Genomic DNA, 16,704 nt, shown 5'->3' with positions numbered 1-16,704 from the left:
ATTTCTACCGTTTGGTCTATATAAATAAAGTAAAGATAGGACTTAGAGCAATGTGGCCATCATCAATACCGCACCACGGCGGCGACACATGGAACAGTTACAACGGCGAACATCCACCAACCCATCCGGCAATGACACTGTGTACTTGACCCGGCCACAATGGCACTGACCTTTGTGGCTGATTTGAACGTCAATGGCGTCAACCATCGGTTTCTGGCTTAAGGTGTACTTAACTGTCATCCTGTCCCCACTTCAAATAACCACGCAGGTTCATAAACAGAAACACCACGTTCGCTGCAATCAGACCCAGTGATCCTGTCAGGATACCAAGCGCCACCCAACAGGAGTTACCACCCATCATGGTAATGAAACCATAGCGCGATTTGTTACCCAGCAGATAAATAGCTGTAAGGGTCAGTACCATGGCTACCCAGTCTACGCCGTAATATTCCGCCAAACTTTATTCCCTTTCCCTTATTCAGTTCCTACTCAAGTTCTGATTCATCCGTTCAAGCTCTAATGACTTGTGCTCAAGGTAATTCATAACTTCCTGTAGTTGGTTGCCTGACAACTCGCTGGCTACCATATCTATAATTTCAGGAATCACCACTTCCATAATGTATTGGTTGCGATAACGAAACATTTCGGGACCGGCTGAATAATGACTCATATCAGGAATCTCCCATGCTTTTCTCACGTAAGCCATGGAGACACGATCCCTGGTAGCGATATCCAGGTTAGGTGTATAGCGGTACATTTCGTCATAAATTGCTGACGCAAAAGCTTGTATTTCTTCTGTTAAGCGCAATTCTGTATACGCTCGGTATTGATCATCAGATAACGTTGCTCTCAAAAATCTGCCGGGCGAAAGTTCACTCGTTAAAGCAATATAATCTTCCCTGGAAATTTCTCCTGCCTGAAATGCAAATTGCATGTTTTGAAGCTCGAATAAAGACTCTGCTATGGAGTGCATTAAATTCGCAGCAGATTGCGGATCAATATCCATCTCAGCAAAGATGTGTTCATACCTTGATACCACTGATAAATAAACGGCACGAAAATCCTCGCCCATCAATTCAAGCCTGCTAGCCAGCGCATTACTGGAGTAAGGGATGACAAGCTCCTGAGCACGACCGAGCTCAACTGTCGGCAATGACGACTTACTGCCAGTACTGCCTTTGCTTGATGAATCTGACATGTTACTGGGAAGTAAGACCTCATTATATTCTCTTGACTGCCCCTGAACCGCCTCGCTCAATATTCTCGCTTCATAATTGACACTTTTTATTTGAACGATTCGCCCCCATATGAACAATATGGAGATAGTGACAACACACAGAAACAGGATTGTAATAGGTCTTTTTGGCTTATTAGACTGGGTCATCGGCACACTCCTAATCAAGCAATGAGTGCAATTCTAATTATGCGCAGAAGCACGCTGAGTCTGATTACGGCCATATGAAATAAAACTTTCTAGCGCGAAAAGTGTATTGCTTCACCTTCAGGGTGGCTCAAGTCGTAGTAATGCCTTACTGTACTGGTTTCTTGCGGATCTATTTCCATACGCCATAGCAAAACCCCGGCAAGGCCTCCGGCATTATCTTCTGTGGCTTCCGTGGCGCCGCGAGGAATACTCACGTTAATATCGGCATGCTGGGCAACCGGCACCTGATCCAGCAGCTCAACCGAAATTGTATCCGAGTGCCGGTTTGTGACTTCGTAGCGAATACGCTCTTCCTGCAGGTTACTTCTTGAGAAAATGCCTGTATCGCGTGAATTTTGTTGCTCATCAAAGCGTCTGACCTGGATTCTCTGGTCCTGGCCAAATGAAATACGTGTTGTTTCACCAGGCAGTGTTTCCGCAAAACTTCCTCGTCCAATAAATGCACCATCCCGGTATGTATAAAGCACCCCGTTAAAAAATGGCTCTTCGCCATCCAGTTCGAACCGTGCTTCTAAATACGCATTCAGGTCATGAACCGGTACAGCTCGTGAAACCAGGTTAACAGGTAGCTCTCGGTTATCTATGGGGATAACCGTAAAAGGCTCTCCAGAAGTGGAAGGTACCGATTGCTGACCGGCCAGCTGATATTGCAGTTGAAAATTTGTATTTCTGATCTCAACTGCAGGGGGACTTTCAGAAACCTGACCAGATGCAGATCTAACCAGGCTACCTGTCACCACCACTTCCTGGATTCCAGATGAAGCCTGGCGGCGCACCTGCCCCAGATTAACAAACTGAGCACTTAAGTGTGGAGCAGCAGAACGATTGCTAAATCTCGCTGTGCTTAATGTAAGATTCACATCATCCCAGTCCTCGCCCGTCGACTGACTAACTTCCGCTTTTCTGGTGAAATCCAGTTGCTTGGCTGACGTATCAAGTCGGGCATCATACATCCAGCGCCAAAACGCATTATCATTATGGTAGCTCAATGTTACCGGGCTTGATGTCTGCGTCTCTGAAACCAGTTCAATCCTGAGATCCGCATAGGTAACACCACGATGAAGTGGTTTTGATAACTCAGCGTTGATTTGATTTTCCTGCTGGCGAAGCTCTTGCAGCTCAATTCTGGCATCTCGAATTCTCTGTCTGGCACTATTGGAGCGAGTCGACATAACCTCCACAAGATTACTCAAAGTTTCACCATCCACTGCAGGAGACAACCCTGATTCCGTTAAGGCCAGGCTTTGCAGTAAATCAAGTTCTGATTCTGCCGTTTCAATTTCATCATTGAGGGTGGAAATTCTGTATTGTATTTCCTGGGACTGAGCAATTAACTCGTCTTCTTCAGGCGTCGTCGTGGATCTTGGCTGCATCTGCAAACCAAGCATCTCTATACTGTTATCCGCAGCCAAAAATTCGAACTGACTCAAGTCTGCAGAGATTGACAACCCTTCAATGACTAACAGGCTTCTGCCAGCTGGAAAGCTCAGAGTGCCGGTTCTGGTGATCCAGGCTGAACCGGGATGGAGTGTCACCGAGGTCACATCCAGGTTAACTCGCTGTTCAGGGGTTTGCGCAGAGGCAGTGGAAGTGAGCAGGCTCAAGAACAATAAGAAACTTACAACAGTGACTGAAAAGAAAAGATCCATTCTTTTAGCACTAATATTAAACCCGGCTACAGCACTCATGCTCTCCCCTCCTACATGATTACTTGATGATAATTGCTATTCTTATAATAAGAGCTTTAACGTTACCGGAGTATTAGCCACCTGGCTAAACCGTTTTCTATGATTTCAGTATTTTTCTCATATAAATTTCACTCACAAAGGCACCCTCTATCTTAAGAGAATCAAGGCGAACCCCCTCTTCAATAAAGCCTGACTTCCTGTAAAAAGCAATTGCCTGGGCATTATTCTCCATCACCGTCAATTCAAGCCGATGGATGTCAGTTTGCCTGGCCCAGCTTTCCATAAAATGCATTAAGGCTTTACCAATCCCCTTACCCCAGACATCTTGCCTCACACCGATCACAATACTGGCTGTATGCTTGTTTCGGGCAAACCCGCCGCCATTTGCAATCAAAAAACCTGTAATGCTCTCACCATCCTCAGCAAGGCACATCAATTGATGAGGAGAATCAGCAAACTGTCGAATATAGTTTCTCTGCTCACCTACTGTGGTAGAGCGCTCTCCAGGCTCCAGCAACATAAAACTGGTTTCAGAGTCCAGAATACCGAACAACTCTAGCAGTGACTCTGCATCCCCCGAATCAGCAACACGCACATTAAGTTGATTACCCATGTCCACCAATCACCATCAGCTCTGTTTACTTTCTCCATTCTTCCGGCGCTTCAAGCCTGTGTCCAGAAAACAGCGGTCCTCCATGAGGCGCCAACAAATCTGAGACTAGAGAAATGAGTGCTTGTGACTCATTTTTCAGAAAAACAGCTGAGAAAGCCTTCTCGAAACGTTCTGCGAAGCCAGGATCAACTTTTCTCAAGCGCCTGGGAATGGTCTTTCCTTTAGCCGACCAAAACCCGTGAATACGGAAATAAAAATCGGCGATGGTAGAATAAAGTACAGATGCTATCGCCTGTGACTCAGTCGCATTTCTGGAATCTTTTAAATCTTCAATCAGATCAGTAATCATATAGCGCGCTGAGTTTACTGTTTGTATTGACCAGGGCTCTGGCCCTTTTCTCAAGGAGGCCTGGGCCAATACTTTTGCCGATTTGCTCAGTTCAGTGGCACTCGGTACGCTTTTTCCATCATCCACCATCGTAGCAAGAGATGGGACTCCGGTTGGTGCGTCAATTTCGTCAATAAAGTATGTCAGAGTTTGAAGGTCATGAACGAATGCCTCGACGGGCCAGTTATCATAATAGTAGGAATCTCGATAAGCATTAGGGAGTTCAGGGTAAAGAACAATGATGTCCAAATCTGAGGTGGACGTTGCTTCTCCTCTGATCACAGACCCAGCAAGCAAAAGACTATCAGCATCCGGGTATTTTTCCTGTTTCAATCTGTTTACCAGGACCAACAGTTTCTCATCAGGCTGCTCTTCCATTTGAACCTACCTTTTTACTGGCTGCATAGACATCAAACCTAGTCGCCTAGCCTAATAGTCGTTTGCCGACGTTCTGCTATATAAAATGAGAACGCTCCGACAGCACCAGACTACGCTTTCACCTCAAATGCCTCATGATACATAACAGTGCCCTGAGGCGTTTCGCCTCGCAACTGTTTTGCCATGAAATACGCTTTCGGGACGTCAGGCAGAATCAGACCATCAACCCCTTTGTACAATAACGTAAGCGTGTGTTTCCGGGTGTTGGTCGTAACCGATATGCAGGATGCTACAGTCAAGCGTTTGCAATATTTCCCGCACGCCCTCTGTGCCTGGCGTTGAATAGTAGACATCCGGCCCCATAAGATAATTCTGGTGTTCATCCGGTGCGTCAGTACCGCCAAAGGAAAAAATCAGAATTCCTCCCGGATTGAGACCATTAACCAGCTTAGCAATAACCTGGGGGTGCTCTTGTAGAGGGATATGCCAGATGCTGTCCCAGGCAGTGATAAAGTCATAGAATCCGGGCAATTCCCACTGACAAATATCAGCACAATAGAACTGCATATCAGGGTGTCGTTGCCTCGCCAGAGAAAGCATCTTTTCAGAGATATCGACCCCATCTACATCGTGAAAGCCTGCATCCAGCAACAAATCAGCAAAGCGTCCAGTGCAGCCACACCCCACATCCAGCGCCGCATGCCGATTGCTGGCAAACTGCAACGCTCTGTGATGCGCTGCGATCCCATTGGTGCGATCAAACTCATCGCTCTGCCACAGGTGCGTGATCTGGTCGTAGGCTTTGCCAATGTCGGACGGGTTCATTATGCAACACCGGTCAACGAATCGATTTAGTGGTTATCGATTTAGTGGTTTCAGGTACTGGCCAGTTTCAATCCAACAATACCGGCGCAAATTAATATCAGGCTGATTAATCGCATTGGTGTGGCTGCTTCTCCAAACACAAACATGCCAAATACGGCAGTACCGATAGCACCAATGCCCACCCATACCGCATAAGCCGTACCGACCGGCAGAGTGCGCAATGCCACGCCCAGCAACGTAAAACTGGCTACCAGGGCAGCGATAGTGAACAGCGTTGGCCAAAGCCGAGAAAAACCCTCTGTGTATTTCAGTCCAATCGCCCAGCCAATTTCAAGCAACCCGGCAACAACCAGTATGACCCAACTCATATTGTCCCTCATCAGAACATAACAACTGGGGTCGTCCCCGTGAAAAGTCGAGCGGTGAGGTCGTCCTCACGTCGAATGCGTCAATTTAACAGCCTGTTAAGTCTATCAAACCAGGAAATCTTGACCAATAAAAAAGGCCAACCCCGAAGGGCTGGCCTTTTTTGTATAAACCAGATAATGAGTTAGCGGGAATACCCGCCAATCATTACAGGCCTACGATGTTCTCAGCTTGAGGACCTTTGGCGCCTTGGCCCAAAGTAAACTCAACGCGTTGACCTTCAGTCAGAGTCTTGAAGCCACCACCAGAGATTGCACTGAAATGTGCAAAAACGTCTGGACCTGATGATTGCTCGATGAAGCCAAAACCTTTAGCTTCGTTAAACCACTTTACTGTACCCGTTACTGTATTAGACATAATATATTCCTGTAGATAAAAGATTAGCCCGCTAAGGCTGAAATAGCGAAAAATGAGACTGATATTTAGAAACTACAGGACGAAGTCGTACTAGGAGGCAACGTAATGGAGGTCGTAAACAAGAGACTTACTTTCAAGCCAAGTGCACAATATAGTGATGCTATGCCTGGGTCAAGCATTATTTAACAATTGTTCGAAAATATATTCAACTAGCTGAGCTAGTATCTACCCTTTCTGAGCAACCACCGCGTAAATATGCCAGTCATGAGGTGTACCCTGCGGTGTCAAGCCTGAACGCTTGTGCTCCGTGAAACTAAGCACATGGTATTCCTCAAACAACAACCGGACTTTTTGTTCTGTCAGCACTGTGACCGTTTTCCAGAATGTTTGCTCACTCTCTGGCTCCCTGGCCATTGTGTCCTCTGGTCCAAGAAAAGACCCGCAGAAAACACCACCCGGTTGAAGGCTATCATCAACCTTTTGCCAGACCGCTGCAAAAGCTTCAGGTGGGCAAAAAAACAGGCTGGCATCTGCTACGACTAACTGGCAAGGCGGGTATTCAAAGTTGATAAAACTGGACTGAGAGAGGTCAACCTGGGGAATATCTGCGAACCGCTGCCTGCAGCGATCGATGGCAGATTTCTCAATATCAAAGGCATGCACGAAAAAGTCGTTATCCAGAAGATACTGAATGTCGGCGCCCGCGCCGCAGCCGCAATCGACAGCGATTTTTTTATCAGTCACTAAAGAAACAGCCAACTTTAAATCAGCTCGGGTTTTCCGCCGAGCTGTCTCGTCATAATAGTGCTGGAGAGCTGACTGAGTTATTTTACTTTTCAAGTGCGATTTTCCCGGTGGTGCCATAACCTGAGAATAATAATGCTTTTGCTGTGACATGCGTAACGGACAATGTATTCATCCAGTATCAAGTCTCTGATCGTACCGGGGCTTGGCGCTCTATTTACAGGAATTCCGAGTCTTGGAAACCGTTGTAGCTTCTCAATTCTTGCGACCAACCTTCGTGCTACAACAGGCGCTTTTCGGGGATTATGTTCTTCAATATGCGCTCTCAACCGCATTATGTCTTCGACTGCCAGCCTAGAATATATCAGTTTCAAAAACGTAATCCCGTATGCCTGGCAGGCAGCTAACGCGTATTTCCTGAACTTTCAGGGTTTAGCTCAGCAACAATTGGAACCTGCTTCTCGTCACCCGTTCCCCAGCCAGATAACCAGTCGTGAACGACATCACCGGACACGACATCACCACGAGCTACAGCCTCCATCGCCTCAAGTGTTTCCTGCCACCGACTCTCTTCCAGCATCTGTCTCTGCATATATTCAGAGAGTGCCTTGTTAATTATCCATCCCTTACTTCTATCAAGCTTGTGGGATAAAGCCTCAAGAGCTTGTTCTGTATCTGACGGTAAACGTACAGTTGTCACGGCCATAACTGCTCACCTCATCATTTGTAATACAATGTATTACAACACTATTAATCAGCTTGGGCAAACTGCCTTTGATTTATAGCAGCAAAGATTGACGTTTGCTGCCATATCCGAAGGCAGCCACTTTATCAGCAAGATACATATTGTTTTCTGGAGTTATTAAGCTATGCTGGAATGTTCTGGTCTGAAAATTTCACAGACACAAAACCTACCAATACCCGGTTTCGTCACTTATCCCGGATAGCTGACTTAGTCACAATTGAGGATATCCTGATGACAGAACCCCGGCTTTGCTACCAGACCATCGAGTTTGGCGATATCGACATTCACGTTTGCACACTTCGCGACAAGCAGGAATTCCACGACCCGGATGGTGTTGCTGAAGATCTGGGCATCAGTTCTGCCACCTGGCCATTATTCGGCGTTATCTGGCCATCCAGCCTGGTATTGGCTCACTATATCCAGGATCGTGGCGTCGGTTCAAAGCGAGTATTGGAGGTGGGCTGTGGTATGGCATTGACCAGCCTGCTGCTGAACAAGCAAGGTGCCGATATCTCTGCGACAGACTATCACCCCGAAGTCCAAGCTTACATGGTGCGTAACACCCTGCTTAATAACAACCCCGACATCGCGTTCGAACGCGTCGACTGGGCAGACACAACAGATCAGTTAGGCAAATTCGACATGATCATTGGCAGCGACCTGCTTTATGAAGACGAGCACACTGCCCTGCTGTCGGATTTTATCCTGCGCCACGCCAACGATCACTGCGAAGTGATCATCGTTGATCCGGGCCGGGGTCGAAAAAACAAACTCGGCAAACGTTTAGCCGAGGCAGGCTTTTCATATACACAGATCAAGCCCGCCAGTACCGACTTTCTCGAGCAGCCCTTTAAGGGCTATATCCTGCAGTTTGTTCGTGAAAGCAACCCCGCCTAGTACTGGGCAATAACAGTTAATACGGCGGCGGGATTCCCTTATCTCATCGATTCTTGAGTCGAAAAGCCATAATGTATCCGCCCTGGGGATCATCTTCCGGTTCACCAGAGACGCCTACCGTATAGTTCTGGCCGACGCCCGGTAATGTCACCACAACAGTTTGCTGGTGACTTTCCGGGCTGACATAGGTCATTGGTGTTGCCTGAGCAGACTGAGGCAAGGCATGCTTCCAGAGTTCCTTGCCGGTATGAATATCAAACGCACGGAATCGTCGATCCAGCGTCCCGGCAAAAAACACAAGGCCTCCCTTGGTGACCATCGTGCCACCTGACACAGGTGTACCAATCTCCATGGGCAAGGCAATTTTGGTACCTAACGGGCCCAGGTCATTGGTCGTGCCAATGGGCCGTTTCCAGAGCAACTCCTGAGTTTGTAAGTCAATCGCCGTCAACACACCAAACGGCGGTTCACTGCAAGGGATGCCCAGTGGCGAAACAAACGTCACGGTACTTGCACCATACGGCGTTCCCAGCTGAGGCGATGCGGGCACACCGGCATCCACCTCTTCCCTGGGCACCAAACGCAGGTGATTGGGCAAAGTCATCGCACTGCCAACCATGATCTGCTGCTCTTCATCTATCGCCAGGCTGCCCCAGTTGTAACCACCCGAGTTGCCCGGATGTTGGAAGATTCCGTTTGTATTGGGAGGCGTGAAATGTCCCTCGTAGTCGAGGTTATTAAAACTGATACGGCACCACATATGATCAAAGGGAGTAATGCCCCACATATCACGTTCGGTGTAATCTTTGGCAATTGTGTTAGGCAAAGCTGAATATGGCTGAGTCGGCGTTACCCAGTCCTCCGGTACAACGCCCTCCTGCGGCGTGGCACGTTCCTCTACTGCAGCAATAGGCTCTCCAGTCTCCCGGTTGAGCATAAACACTTCACCACGTTTGGTGGCCTGCAAAACGGCAGGAACCAGGTTGCCATTTTCATCCGCAACATCGACCAGTGCAGGTTGAGATGGCGCATCATAGTCCCAGATATCATGGTGCACCGTCTGGAATGACCACACCACCTCGCCGGTTTCACCATTGAGTGCAACCACCGAGGATGAATAATCCTCCGATAAGGGATTTCGCTGACCACCAAAATAATCCGGCGTTTCGTTCCCTGTCGGCGCAAACACCATGCCCCGCTCTTCATCAACGCTGAACAGGCTCCAGACGTTTGGCGTACCGCGCGTATAGATCTCGCCATTTTGCGGCTCACCATGCTCGCCGGGCCGGCCCAGGTCCCAGGCCCAGGCAAATTCACCGCTAATGGCATCAAATGCACGTACCACACCGGAAGGCTCGTTCACTTCGCGATTATCCAGTACCCAGCCACCGAGCACGGCATTGCCTCTGACGATGGCAGGCGCAGAGGTCACCATGTAATACAATAACGGCACCTCGCCCATGTCCTTGGTCAGGTCAACCGACCCTCCATCACCAAAGGACTGACACTGCTGCCCGGTATTGGCATCCACCGCCAACAGGCGCGCATCAACTGTTCCCATCAGAATACGTTCGGCACACTCGCCGCTGTAATCTTCCGGGGCTTCATAGTACGAAACCGAGCGACAGGTTGAGGTAAAATAAGAGGCAATGCCCAGCAAATCTTCGCTGACCTCGGCATCAAAGCGCCACATTTCCTCACCACTTTCCGCGTTCAGCGCGATAATCACGTTGCCAGCGGCACAGGCATACAGTTTGTCGTTTACCTGGATCGGCGTGTTCTTGAAGGTTTCACCAACCTGGGTGCGGTAAACCCAGGCCAGTTCCAGTTCATCCACGTTGTCACGATTAATCTGTTCCGAAGGGGAGTAACGCGTGCCTTTGCGCGAGTTTCCATAAGCCGTCCAGTTGGTATCGCTGTCAGTATTGTGAACATCATGTCGATCACGAGAAGCAAACTCATCCGGGCTAACGGAGAGACTGTTCATAAAACTGATATAGGCCACCAGCGTGACAACTAAAATCGCTCCGATACTGATGCCAATGGGCGATTCAACTGCTGTCGGTACCCGCTCCGGATAGAGCTGGCGACGCAAGGGCGGTATCAGCATGATCATGGCCAGCAATGTCAAAAGTGATAAACGTGGCACAAAGGCCCAGAAATCCAGACCACTTTCGTACAGTGTCCATAACAGAGTCAGTCCCAGCAGGACAGCAAGCAAGGTCAACCCGGAAGTCTGTTTCTGAAACAGTTTTCCAGCAATGACAATCAGCAGCAAGCCGGCTCCCAGGTAATACAGTGAACCCCCTTGCATCATGAGGAAAAAACCCGGCAGCGTATAAGCAAGACCGGTCAGTGCGAGCAGAATGGCGTAAGCTTTAAGCATTGTCGTACTCATCGTTAAGACACCTTCTATTTCTTCTTGTTGTTTGTTTCTGTAAATAACGCTGTAGCTGCTGCGTTTAGCTTATCTTCCTGTACGGCATCAATGATACAAAAATGGCAATCAGGATCATTACCATCAGCCCCAGTACAGAATTGATCGGGGGCTGAAATTCTTGCACCTGCAACATGGCATATAGGGAAGCCAGACAATATGCCAGCAATAACATGGGCACTGCATATCGTGCCCATCGTTCCCCCTGGCGGAAAGGAAAGCATAACAACGTCATCAGGCAAAGGCAGTAAACCAGCATGACGCTACCCGCGAAAGCATTCAAAAAATGGATTAACTGTTGATACGGAGGAGAGATATCTTGCCAGGGCAGTTCGAGTATGCGCAGTTGATAGGGCTGAAAGCCACTTACCATTAGCTCAACACCTCGCAATGTCAGCATGGCAGTCACGATTAGATAGAAACCGAATGCAATTTTATGCCATTTACTCAAAATCGAACCTCATGGCGTCTCGTAGCTAACTATAAGCCGAGCAGTCGCTCGCCTAAGCCAGTTGAGGATAGCACGCTTTTTACTCGTTGTTCAGTACCTATGGATGCTCTGCGATAGCGTTGCTTTGCGACGTTTATCACGTATCAAGCGTTCAACCCATTAGACAGAATTGGCATTAAGGGGTAACGTGGGCTTTCCAAGTAAGGTACCCCAGCAAGAATATACAGAGGGAGTTAATAATGAAAAGAAGATCGCTGTTTGGATTGGTGCTCGTGGCGTTTGTTTTCGCCATGCCCGGGCGCCTGATGGCTCAACCGGATATTGAACCGGCCGAGCCCTACAAAGTTGGCACATTTGCCATGGGTTATGAACAATTTGTCGGCCTGGTCATGCGTGACGATTCCACCATTGTGGATCTGGTAGAAGCCAACAAAGCCATGGAGCTGATGCCACAATATTCTCCCGTCGATATGCCTGATGACATGTTAGGCCTGATTGAAGGGTACGAATATGGTCTGAAATACCGTGTTTATGAAATCGTTAACTGGATGGTCGAAGAAGGCCAGTTGAGCGGCAGTGACCGCCCTTCCTACGTTCATCAGGTAGGCGATGTCGATATTCGTGCACCGATCCAGTATCCCAGCAAAATCATGAATGCCGCTGTGAATTTCTATACGCACGCCTGTGAAGGCTGCACGGAAGAAGAACTGGCCGAACGTACACGCCAGCGTCAGGAAAACCGCGGCGTTCCTTACCTCTTCCTGAAACCAACTCGCGGCGCCATTATTGGTGACGGAGATGATGTCATCATGCCTTATGGCCGTGATGAGATTGAATACGAAGTGGAAATGGCCATTGTCTTTGGTCGTTCCGGCAAATACGTCTCTGCTGCTCGCGCCTATGACCACGTATTCGGCTACATGGTCGCCATGGACATCTCTGACCGAGGTGGCCGCCCACCGGGTGGTTTCAGCTCAGGCCTGGACTGGTTTGTCGGTAAAGGCCACGATACTTTCGCACCTCATGGCCCCTGGATCGTGCCTAAAGAGTTCTATGGCGACCCCATGGAACGCTTGCACCAGATCACGGTTGTTGATGGTGTGACCGTTCAGGAAGCGCACGCTGGCGACATGATTCACAACATTCCGGAATTGATCGAATACGCGTCTTCGCTGATCACGATCTTCCCGGGTGATGTACTGCAAAGTGGTACGTCTGGTGGTACAGGTTCTGGTCGTGTTGAACGCGCCACCGGTTCCGGTTATCTGATTGATGGTGAGACCATCAGCGCCACCATTCAAGGGATTGGCACACTGACCCACCGCGTGGTTCGTGAACAGAGCGTGCCAGATGACCTGTCAGGTTCGCAACTGCCACCGACCAGCAGCTATCGCGATTAAGATTAGTATTATCGTTTAATATTGAAAAGCCCCGGTTAATCTTGGCCGGGGCTTTTTACTGTCAGATGTAAAACCTATATCAGGAAAGTTAATCGACTGACGTATTCAGAACTTGCAAACATCACCGGCAACCACACCGCCGATGCCAGCATGACCGAACTGGCCAGCAATATCACCACACTGGAAAACGTCGCATGGCCAAGGTAGACGCCTGGTTTGAACATATACAGCTCAGACACCAGTCGTGCGGTAGCCAGTAAGTGTTCACAAAATGCCTGAATTTTAATCCGTAGAGTAGAGAACAGGGGTTTGCAGTACAGGAGGCACAGTGCAATTAACGCTTCCAGTCCCACCAGGTCAGCAACAAAAATAAATTCAAGTGTAAACGGCACTGCAAAAGGTGCAATGACGAGTAACGCCAGGATGATCAACGCTTTGATGACCGTGCTGGTTCTGAATTGTCGTTTTAATTTCACAAGCACCATCCCTAAGGTCGATATCAGCGATAAGCAAATGTCAGCTTAACGATCATTCAAAGCATCTTCAACAGCCTTATACGCCCCCAAAAAAGTCAAAGCTCGGACATAATCGCCCCACCCATCTCATCCTGTGACATCAGCGAATGAAATTGCTGATAGTTCAATCCACCTTTCTTTTCCTTGTCGAGCATGACAAAAGGGAATGCCAGTTGCTGCCGGGAGTCTTGTGGCATTTCATTCAGTGACAGAATGCCATCGACATTGCGATCCAGAAAACCCATGGCAATGTGGGTCAGGTAGTCCAAAGTATTGACATCGGTATCGCCTTCCTGGCGTTCCTGATAGCGGAAAGACACCCCGCCATACAGCATCTCTTCCCAGCTTTGTTCACCCCAGTCTACCGTGGCAGAAGGGTCCGGGTTACTGACATTATTGCTGGAATTGTCAAATACCGTCCGGTGAATGATCATGGTGCCAGCCGGCACCGCTTTGGGTTCTTCAAACTGAAAGTAACGCTGCCAGTTAAAGTCGTAATTGGGCACGTTGAGCACCAGTTCCTCACTGCCATCCGGGTAGCGCAAAGTGAAGCTGGAGCTTTTGCCACGATAATGCGCGTGCGGGAACAAGGCATAAATCACTGCATCGCGTTGCAGCTCGATATAAGCTACTTCCTCATGCGCCGCCTCGCCGGGCGGGATACGAATGGCCGGGTTGACGATGGAGTAATGCTGCAGCACATGCTCCGGTTCTTCATCAGCAAAATACAACCCGATACGTGTCTGATCGCGCGTTTCGCGGCCATAGGTGGTGTAGTGCATCTGGGTAAAAAACGCCATGTCAGGGCGAACATACAGTCCGTTACCTTCTGGGTAGATGTAAGTATCGTTGCCCGGCACAAAGGTCATCAACTGCGGCCGGAACAAGGCATCTTCCTCATCCTCGTTTACTGAACCTGCTGTGGCTTCGCCAACAGTAGCAATCGCATGGTGGACAGCCTTGTGATCCCCCGGGATGATTTGCACAGCCTTGACCCATACGGCCTCTTCCAGCGGGTTTTCCACAATAAAGTTCTGATAATCCAGCACCCCGGTGGCGGGCAGATCAAATGAGGGCAGATCAATCACCAGATCAGGCTCACCGAGCGACCAGGCACTTTCCTGTGCAGTCACCTCCAGCAAAGGATCCGGCCCATTGCCGCGCGGTGCACCGGCATCAATCCAGTTAACCAGGGTGCGTTGCTGCTCAATACTCAGGCTGATGTCATGATTAAACTCACCCACTGCAGGATCGGCATGCCAGGGCGGCATACGCTTGGTCAGCAAGGTCTCGCGGATCATCGGTGAGAACCCCTGTACCATCGCGTGGCTGGTCATGGCCCAGGGACCAATACCACCAGGGCGGTGACAGTCGGCGCACTTTTCCACCAGCATGGGCGCGATAGTGTCAGTATAAGAGATATTCTCCAATTCAGGTGCATCAGCGCTGACTAATGCCAGTTTTTCAGTGTTGAAGGATTCGGGCATTTCGCGTGATGCTACGCTGATCGTTTCACCCGCCTGATGCTGTGCCAGCACCTTGGCGACCAGGTTCTCACTCTCGCCTGGCTGCTCGGCAACCGGCCCGCGATACAGTATCTGCCAGCGCTGCGTTTCCACCACCAGCACCTCTCCGGCATAATCAAAACCCAGTGTCTCGCTGACCAGCCGTGAGGCATCATCCAGTACGGTGAGATTACCCAGACCCTGCGTTTCCATATCCTGGCGAACCATCTCCCGGTTCTCTGTGTCCACCGCATTGATCAGGAAAACCTCAAGACCGGGGTACATTTCCTGCGTTTCTGCCAGAATCCGGGCAGATTCAGCGACCAGGTCTGATTGCGTACTATGCGCCATGAGAACGACCGCTGGAGCATCCGCATGATAATGCAGCTCGGTTGCCTTGCCGTGCTGATCAATCAAGGTAAAGTTGGCTGCCCGCTCATTGGCTGAAACGACAGCGCTGGCAACCAGCCCCAGCACGCTAAACATGATGACCGATAATCTCAAAAAAACACGCATCGACTTCCCTCACCTATCAATAATTAGCAGATTCATGCGATTCCAAATAGCATCACAAACTGCATGATGCTGTGCATAGTGCTGATTGTAATAAAGTCGATGTTTTGCCTGCTTCCTGATTTCTGAATATCCACAAAATTTATCTATCCGTCAGATGCTGAATATCCAACTGATTTTCAATCAGTTACACTGATCATTAAGCAACATTGAGAAATCAGTCAGGATATTTTCACCTCGCAACCATGAATACAGCCAATATCTTCATTTCTGCCATGGCGATATCCCAGTTCATTTTTCTGGCGATTCATTTTGGTCTGCAATACCGAAACCAGATTGGACGCCTGGTCGCAGCATTCTGTGTTTGTGCGATTGCATACCTGGTTCACGATAGCCTTAGCCACGGCAATTCGATATGGGTCCACCTCACGTTAGAAGTGCTCTCAGCGCTGGCTCCATTTCTGTTGTGGCTGGTGGCCTATCTACTGTTCGTTGATGATCGCCGGACGCCAGTCATCGCAATCCTGTCGATCACTCTCTGTCTGGTACTGGAAGTCGCGGGTGAGCTGAGTTTCAGCATTATTTCATGGCAACAACCCAGCCATCTGTATGACAGGCTGGTCAGTTTACTGCCACAGATGATTCTGCTGGTTTTTTCATTACACGCGATTGGGCTGGTCGCCAGGGGTTACAAGGCTGACTTACTGGAGGAACGTCGGAAATTTCGTGTCGCTTTCATTGCGGGGCTAAGCGTGGTGATTGCCATTATTGTCAGTGGCAACATGCTGGACAACATACTCTCAGATGGGCTGCCAGGCAGCGGCGACCTGTATGACATCCTGGTTTCCATTTGCCTGTTCAGCGTCATTCTGTTTTTCAACCTGCTATCGATTCAGGCTTCCAAAGGCGCCAACCAACTGCTGGCCCTCAAACCTGCCACTTCCAGTTCTCAGGATACGGTCGATCAAGCGCCGGAGCGCAGAGATCAGGATGCTCGATACGTTGCCATGATTGAAAAGGCCATGTCTGAAGAGAAGTTATACGAAGAGCCCGGTCTGACATTGGCAGATCTGGCTCGTCATGTCGGTATCATGGAGTACAAAGCCAGGCGCATCATTAATCAATCCATGCAGTACAAAAATTTCAATCAGTTTCTGAACAGCTACCGGATCAACGCCGCCTGTGAGCTGATTAAAACGACACATCACCCCGTGTCACGTATTGCCATGGATGTGGGTTATTCTTCATTGTCGGTATTTAACAGGGCTTTCAAAGACTTGATGAAACAGACACCATCTGAATACCGGAAAGCTCATCAGTAAGTCAGCTTATCCGTCTCGCTCCACTGCAGCCAGCAATGAGCAGTAACAGCATGAGT

At 49.1% G+C, this 16,704-nt stretch carries 19 protein-coding genes; 3 read left to right on the top strand and 16 right to left on the bottom strand.

What is annotated here, in order from left to right:
* Window positions 1-42: 42 nt before the first annotated feature.
* The 12 genes from PSCS_RS05090 to PSCS_RS16315 all read right to left on the bottom strand — a co-directional run bounded on the left by PSCS_RS05090 (window position 43) and on the right by PSCS_RS16315 (window position 7,455).
* Window positions 43-240 carry a GFA family protein gene (locus PSCS_RS05090; RefSeq protein ID WP_308426226.1) on the bottom strand — a complete coding sequence of 66 codons (198 nt, stop codon included), beginning with the start codon at window positions 238-240 and terminating at the stop codon, window positions 43-45.
* Entirely contained in the window at window positions 230-457 is a 228-nt protein-coding gene (locus PSCS_RS05085; protein ID WP_317621783.1) for a YgjV family protein, read from the bottom strand. The genes PSCS_RS05090 and PSCS_RS05085 overlap by 11 nt, the downstream gene beginning before the upstream one ends.
* Before the next feature lie 21 nt (window positions 458-478).
* Window positions 479-1,384, bottom strand: coding sequence for a hypothetical protein (locus PSCS_RS05080; RefSeq protein WP_157885629.1), 906 nt, complete (start codon window positions 1,382-1,384; stop codon window positions 479-481).
* Between the two features lie 89 nt (window positions 1,385-1,473).
* A complete protein-coding gene (locus tag PSCS_RS05075) occupies window positions 1,474-3,132 on the bottom strand; it encodes a DUF4139 domain-containing protein (RefSeq protein ID WP_068810709.1) in 1,659 nt (552 codons plus the stop codon).
* Window positions 3,133-3,229: 97 nt separating this feature from the next.
* Entirely contained in the window at window positions 3,230-3,745 is a 516-nt protein-coding gene (locus PSCS_RS05070) for a GNAT family N-acetyltransferase (RefSeq protein WP_068810708.1), read from the bottom strand.
* Between the two features lie 25 nt (window positions 3,746-3,770).
* Entirely contained in the window at window positions 3,771-4,511 is a 741-nt protein-coding gene (locus PSCS_RS05065) for a nucleotidyltransferase domain-containing protein (protein WP_068810707.1), read from the bottom strand.
* A gap of 222 nt (window positions 4,512-4,733) precedes the next feature.
* Window positions 4,734-5,336 carry a class I SAM-dependent methyltransferase gene (locus tag PSCS_RS05060; RefSeq protein WP_068810706.1) on the bottom strand — a complete coding sequence of 201 codons (603 nt, stop codon included), beginning with the start codon at window positions 5,334-5,336 and terminating at the stop codon, window positions 4,734-4,736.
* A 50-nt stretch (window positions 5,337-5,386) separates the two neighbouring features.
* Window positions 5,387-5,704: a quaternary ammonium compound efflux SMR transporter SugE gene (gene sugE / locus PSCS_RS05055; RefSeq protein WP_068810705.1), complete on the bottom strand. Its 318-nt coding sequence runs from the start codon at window positions 5,702-5,704 to the stop codon at window positions 5,387-5,389.
* 205 nt (window positions 5,705-5,909) lie between these two features.
* The gene (locus PSCS_RS05050; protein ID WP_068810704.1) at window positions 5,910-6,119 is read right to left on the bottom strand and encodes a cold-shock protein; all 210 of its coding nucleotides are present in this window, start codon (window positions 6,117-6,119) and stop codon (window positions 5,910-5,912) included.
* 225 nt (window positions 6,120-6,344) lie between these two features.
* On the bottom strand, window positions 6,345-6,863 hold the full coding sequence (locus PSCS_RS05045) for a class I SAM-dependent methyltransferase (RefSeq protein ID WP_229694699.1): 519 nt from the start codon (window positions 6,861-6,863) through the stop codon (window positions 6,345-6,347).
* Between the two features lie 92 nt (window positions 6,864-6,955).
* The gene (locus tag PSCS_RS15515; RefSeq protein WP_082866730.1) at window positions 6,956-7,237 is read right to left on the bottom strand and encodes a type II toxin-antitoxin system RelE/ParE family toxin; all 282 of its coding nucleotides are present in this window, start codon (window positions 7,235-7,237) and stop codon (window positions 6,956-6,958) included.
* A gap of 29 nt (window positions 7,238-7,266) precedes the next feature.
* Window positions 7,267-7,455, bottom strand: a complete 189-nt coding sequence (locus tag PSCS_RS16315) for a hypothetical protein (RefSeq protein WP_317621782.1) — start codon at window positions 7,453-7,455, stop codon at window positions 7,267-7,269.
* A gap of 384 nt (window positions 7,456-7,839) precedes the next feature.
* On the opposite strand from PSCS_RS16315, the gene PSCS_RS05035 reads away from it, so the two are divergent.
* The gene (locus PSCS_RS05035; RefSeq protein ID WP_068810751.1) at window positions 7,840-8,505 is read left to right on the top strand and encodes a class I SAM-dependent methyltransferase; all 666 of its coding nucleotides are present in this window, start codon (window positions 7,840-7,842) and stop codon (window positions 8,503-8,505) included.
* Between the two features lie 43 nt (window positions 8,506-8,548).
* On the opposite strand, the gene PSCS_RS05030 is transcribed toward PSCS_RS05035, so the two are convergent.
* Together PSCS_RS05030 and PSCS_RS05025 are read right to left on the bottom strand one after the other, a co-directional pair.
* A complete protein-coding gene (locus tag PSCS_RS05030; RefSeq protein WP_068810702.1) occupies window positions 8,549-10,903 on the bottom strand; it encodes a membrane-bound PQQ-dependent dehydrogenase, glucose/quinate/shikimate family in 2,355 nt (784 codons plus the stop codon).
* Window positions 10,904-10,967: 64 nt separating this feature from the next.
* Entirely contained in the window at window positions 10,968-11,393 is a 426-nt protein-coding gene (locus PSCS_RS05025; RefSeq protein ID WP_068810701.1) for a hypothetical protein, read from the bottom strand.
* 239 nt (window positions 11,394-11,632) lie between these two features.
* Here PSCS_RS05025 and PSCS_RS05020 point away from each other — a divergent pair, with 239 nt between their 5' ends.
* Window positions 11,633-12,793, top strand: coding sequence for a fumarylacetoacetate hydrolase family protein (locus tag PSCS_RS05020; RefSeq protein ID WP_068810700.1), 1,161 nt, complete (start codon window positions 11,633-11,635; stop codon window positions 12,791-12,793).
* 74 nt (window positions 12,794-12,867) lie between these two features.
* Here the strand turns inward: PSCS_RS05020 and PSCS_RS05015 are convergent, their stop codons facing one another.
* Together PSCS_RS05015 and PSCS_RS05010 are read right to left on the bottom strand one after the other, a co-directional pair.
* Complete coding sequence (locus tag PSCS_RS05015; protein ID WP_157885628.1) at window positions 12,868-13,269, bottom strand: hypothetical protein; 402 nt, start codon at window positions 13,267-13,269, stop codon at window positions 12,868-12,870.
* Between the two features lie 95 nt (window positions 13,270-13,364).
* Entirely contained in the window at window positions 13,365-15,329 is a 1,965-nt protein-coding gene (locus PSCS_RS05010) for a hypothetical protein (protein WP_082866731.1), read from the bottom strand.
* 242 nt (window positions 15,330-15,571) lie between these two features.
* Between PSCS_RS05010 and PSCS_RS05005 the strand changes: the two genes are divergently transcribed.
* Window positions 15,572-16,648 (top strand): helix-turn-helix domain-containing protein, encoded by a 1,077-nt coding sequence (locus PSCS_RS05005; protein WP_068810698.1) that lies wholly within the window; start codon window positions 15,572-15,574, stop codon window positions 16,646-16,648.
* The last annotated feature ends 56 nt before the right edge of the window (window positions 16,649-16,704 follow it).

This window comes from Pseudohongiella nitratireducens (assembly GCF_001642735.1).
Lineage (GTDB): Bacteria > Pseudomonadota > Gammaproteobacteria > Pseudomonadales > Pseudohongiellaceae > Pseudohongiella > Pseudohongiella nitratireducens.
Note: the sequence above shows the minus strand (reverse complement) of the source record. Positions and strands in the feature narration are given on the sequence as shown.

Excerpts from the sequence above, each read along its gene's own strand:
- PSCS_RS05090 (WP_308426226.1), bottom strand. The coding sequence starts at position 240 with ATGACAGTTAAGTACACCTTAAGCCAGAAACCGATGGTTGACGCCATT.
- PSCS_RS05080 (WP_157885629.1), bottom strand. The coding sequence starts at position 1,384 with ATGACCCAGTCTAATAAGCCAAAAAGACCTATTACAATCCTGTTTCTG.
- PSCS_RS05075 (WP_068810709.1), bottom strand. The coding sequence starts at position 3,132 with ATGAGTGCTGTAGCCGGGTTTAATATTAGTGCTAAAAGAATGGATCTT.
- PSCS_RS05070 (WP_068810708.1), bottom strand. The coding sequence starts at position 3,745 with ATGGGTAATCAACTTAATGTGCGTGTTGCTGATTCGGGGGATGCAGAG.
- PSCS_RS05065 (WP_068810707.1), bottom strand. The coding sequence starts at position 4,511 with ATGGAAGAGCAGCCTGATGAGAAACTGTTGGTCCTGGTAAACAGATTG.
- PSCS_RS05060 (WP_068810706.1), bottom strand. The coding sequence starts at position 5,336 with ATGAACCCGTCCGACATTGGCAAAGCCTACGACCAGATCACGCACCTG.
- sugE (WP_068810705.1), bottom strand. The coding sequence starts at position 5,704 with ATGAGTTGGGTCATACTGGTTGTTGCCGGGTTGCTTGAAATTGGCTGG.
- PSCS_RS05050 (WP_068810704.1), bottom strand. The coding sequence starts at position 6,119 with ATGTCTAATACAGTAACGGGTACAGTAAAGTGGTTTAACGAAGCTAAA.
- PSCS_RS16315 (WP_317621782.1), bottom strand. The coding sequence starts at position 7,455 with ATGCAGAGACAGATGCTGGAAGAGAGTCGGTGGCAGGAAACACTTGAG.
- PSCS_RS05035 (WP_068810751.1), top strand. The coding sequence starts at position 7,840 with ATGACAGAACCCCGGCTTTGCTACCAGACCATCGAGTTTGGCGATATC.
- PSCS_RS05030 (WP_068810702.1), bottom strand. The coding sequence starts at position 10,903 with ATGAGTACGACAATGCTTAAAGCTTACGCCATTCTGCTCGCACTGACC.
- PSCS_RS05020 (WP_068810700.1), top strand. The coding sequence starts at position 11,633 with ATGAAAAGAAGATCGCTGTTTGGATTGGTGCTCGTGGCGTTTGTTTTC.
- PSCS_RS05010 (WP_082866731.1), bottom strand. The coding sequence starts at position 15,329 with ATGCGTGTTTTTTTGAGATTATCGGTCATCATGTTTAGCGTGCTGGGG.
- PSCS_RS05005 (WP_068810698.1), top strand. The coding sequence starts at position 15,572 with ATGAATACAGCCAATATCTTCATTTCTGCCATGGCGATATCCCAGTTC.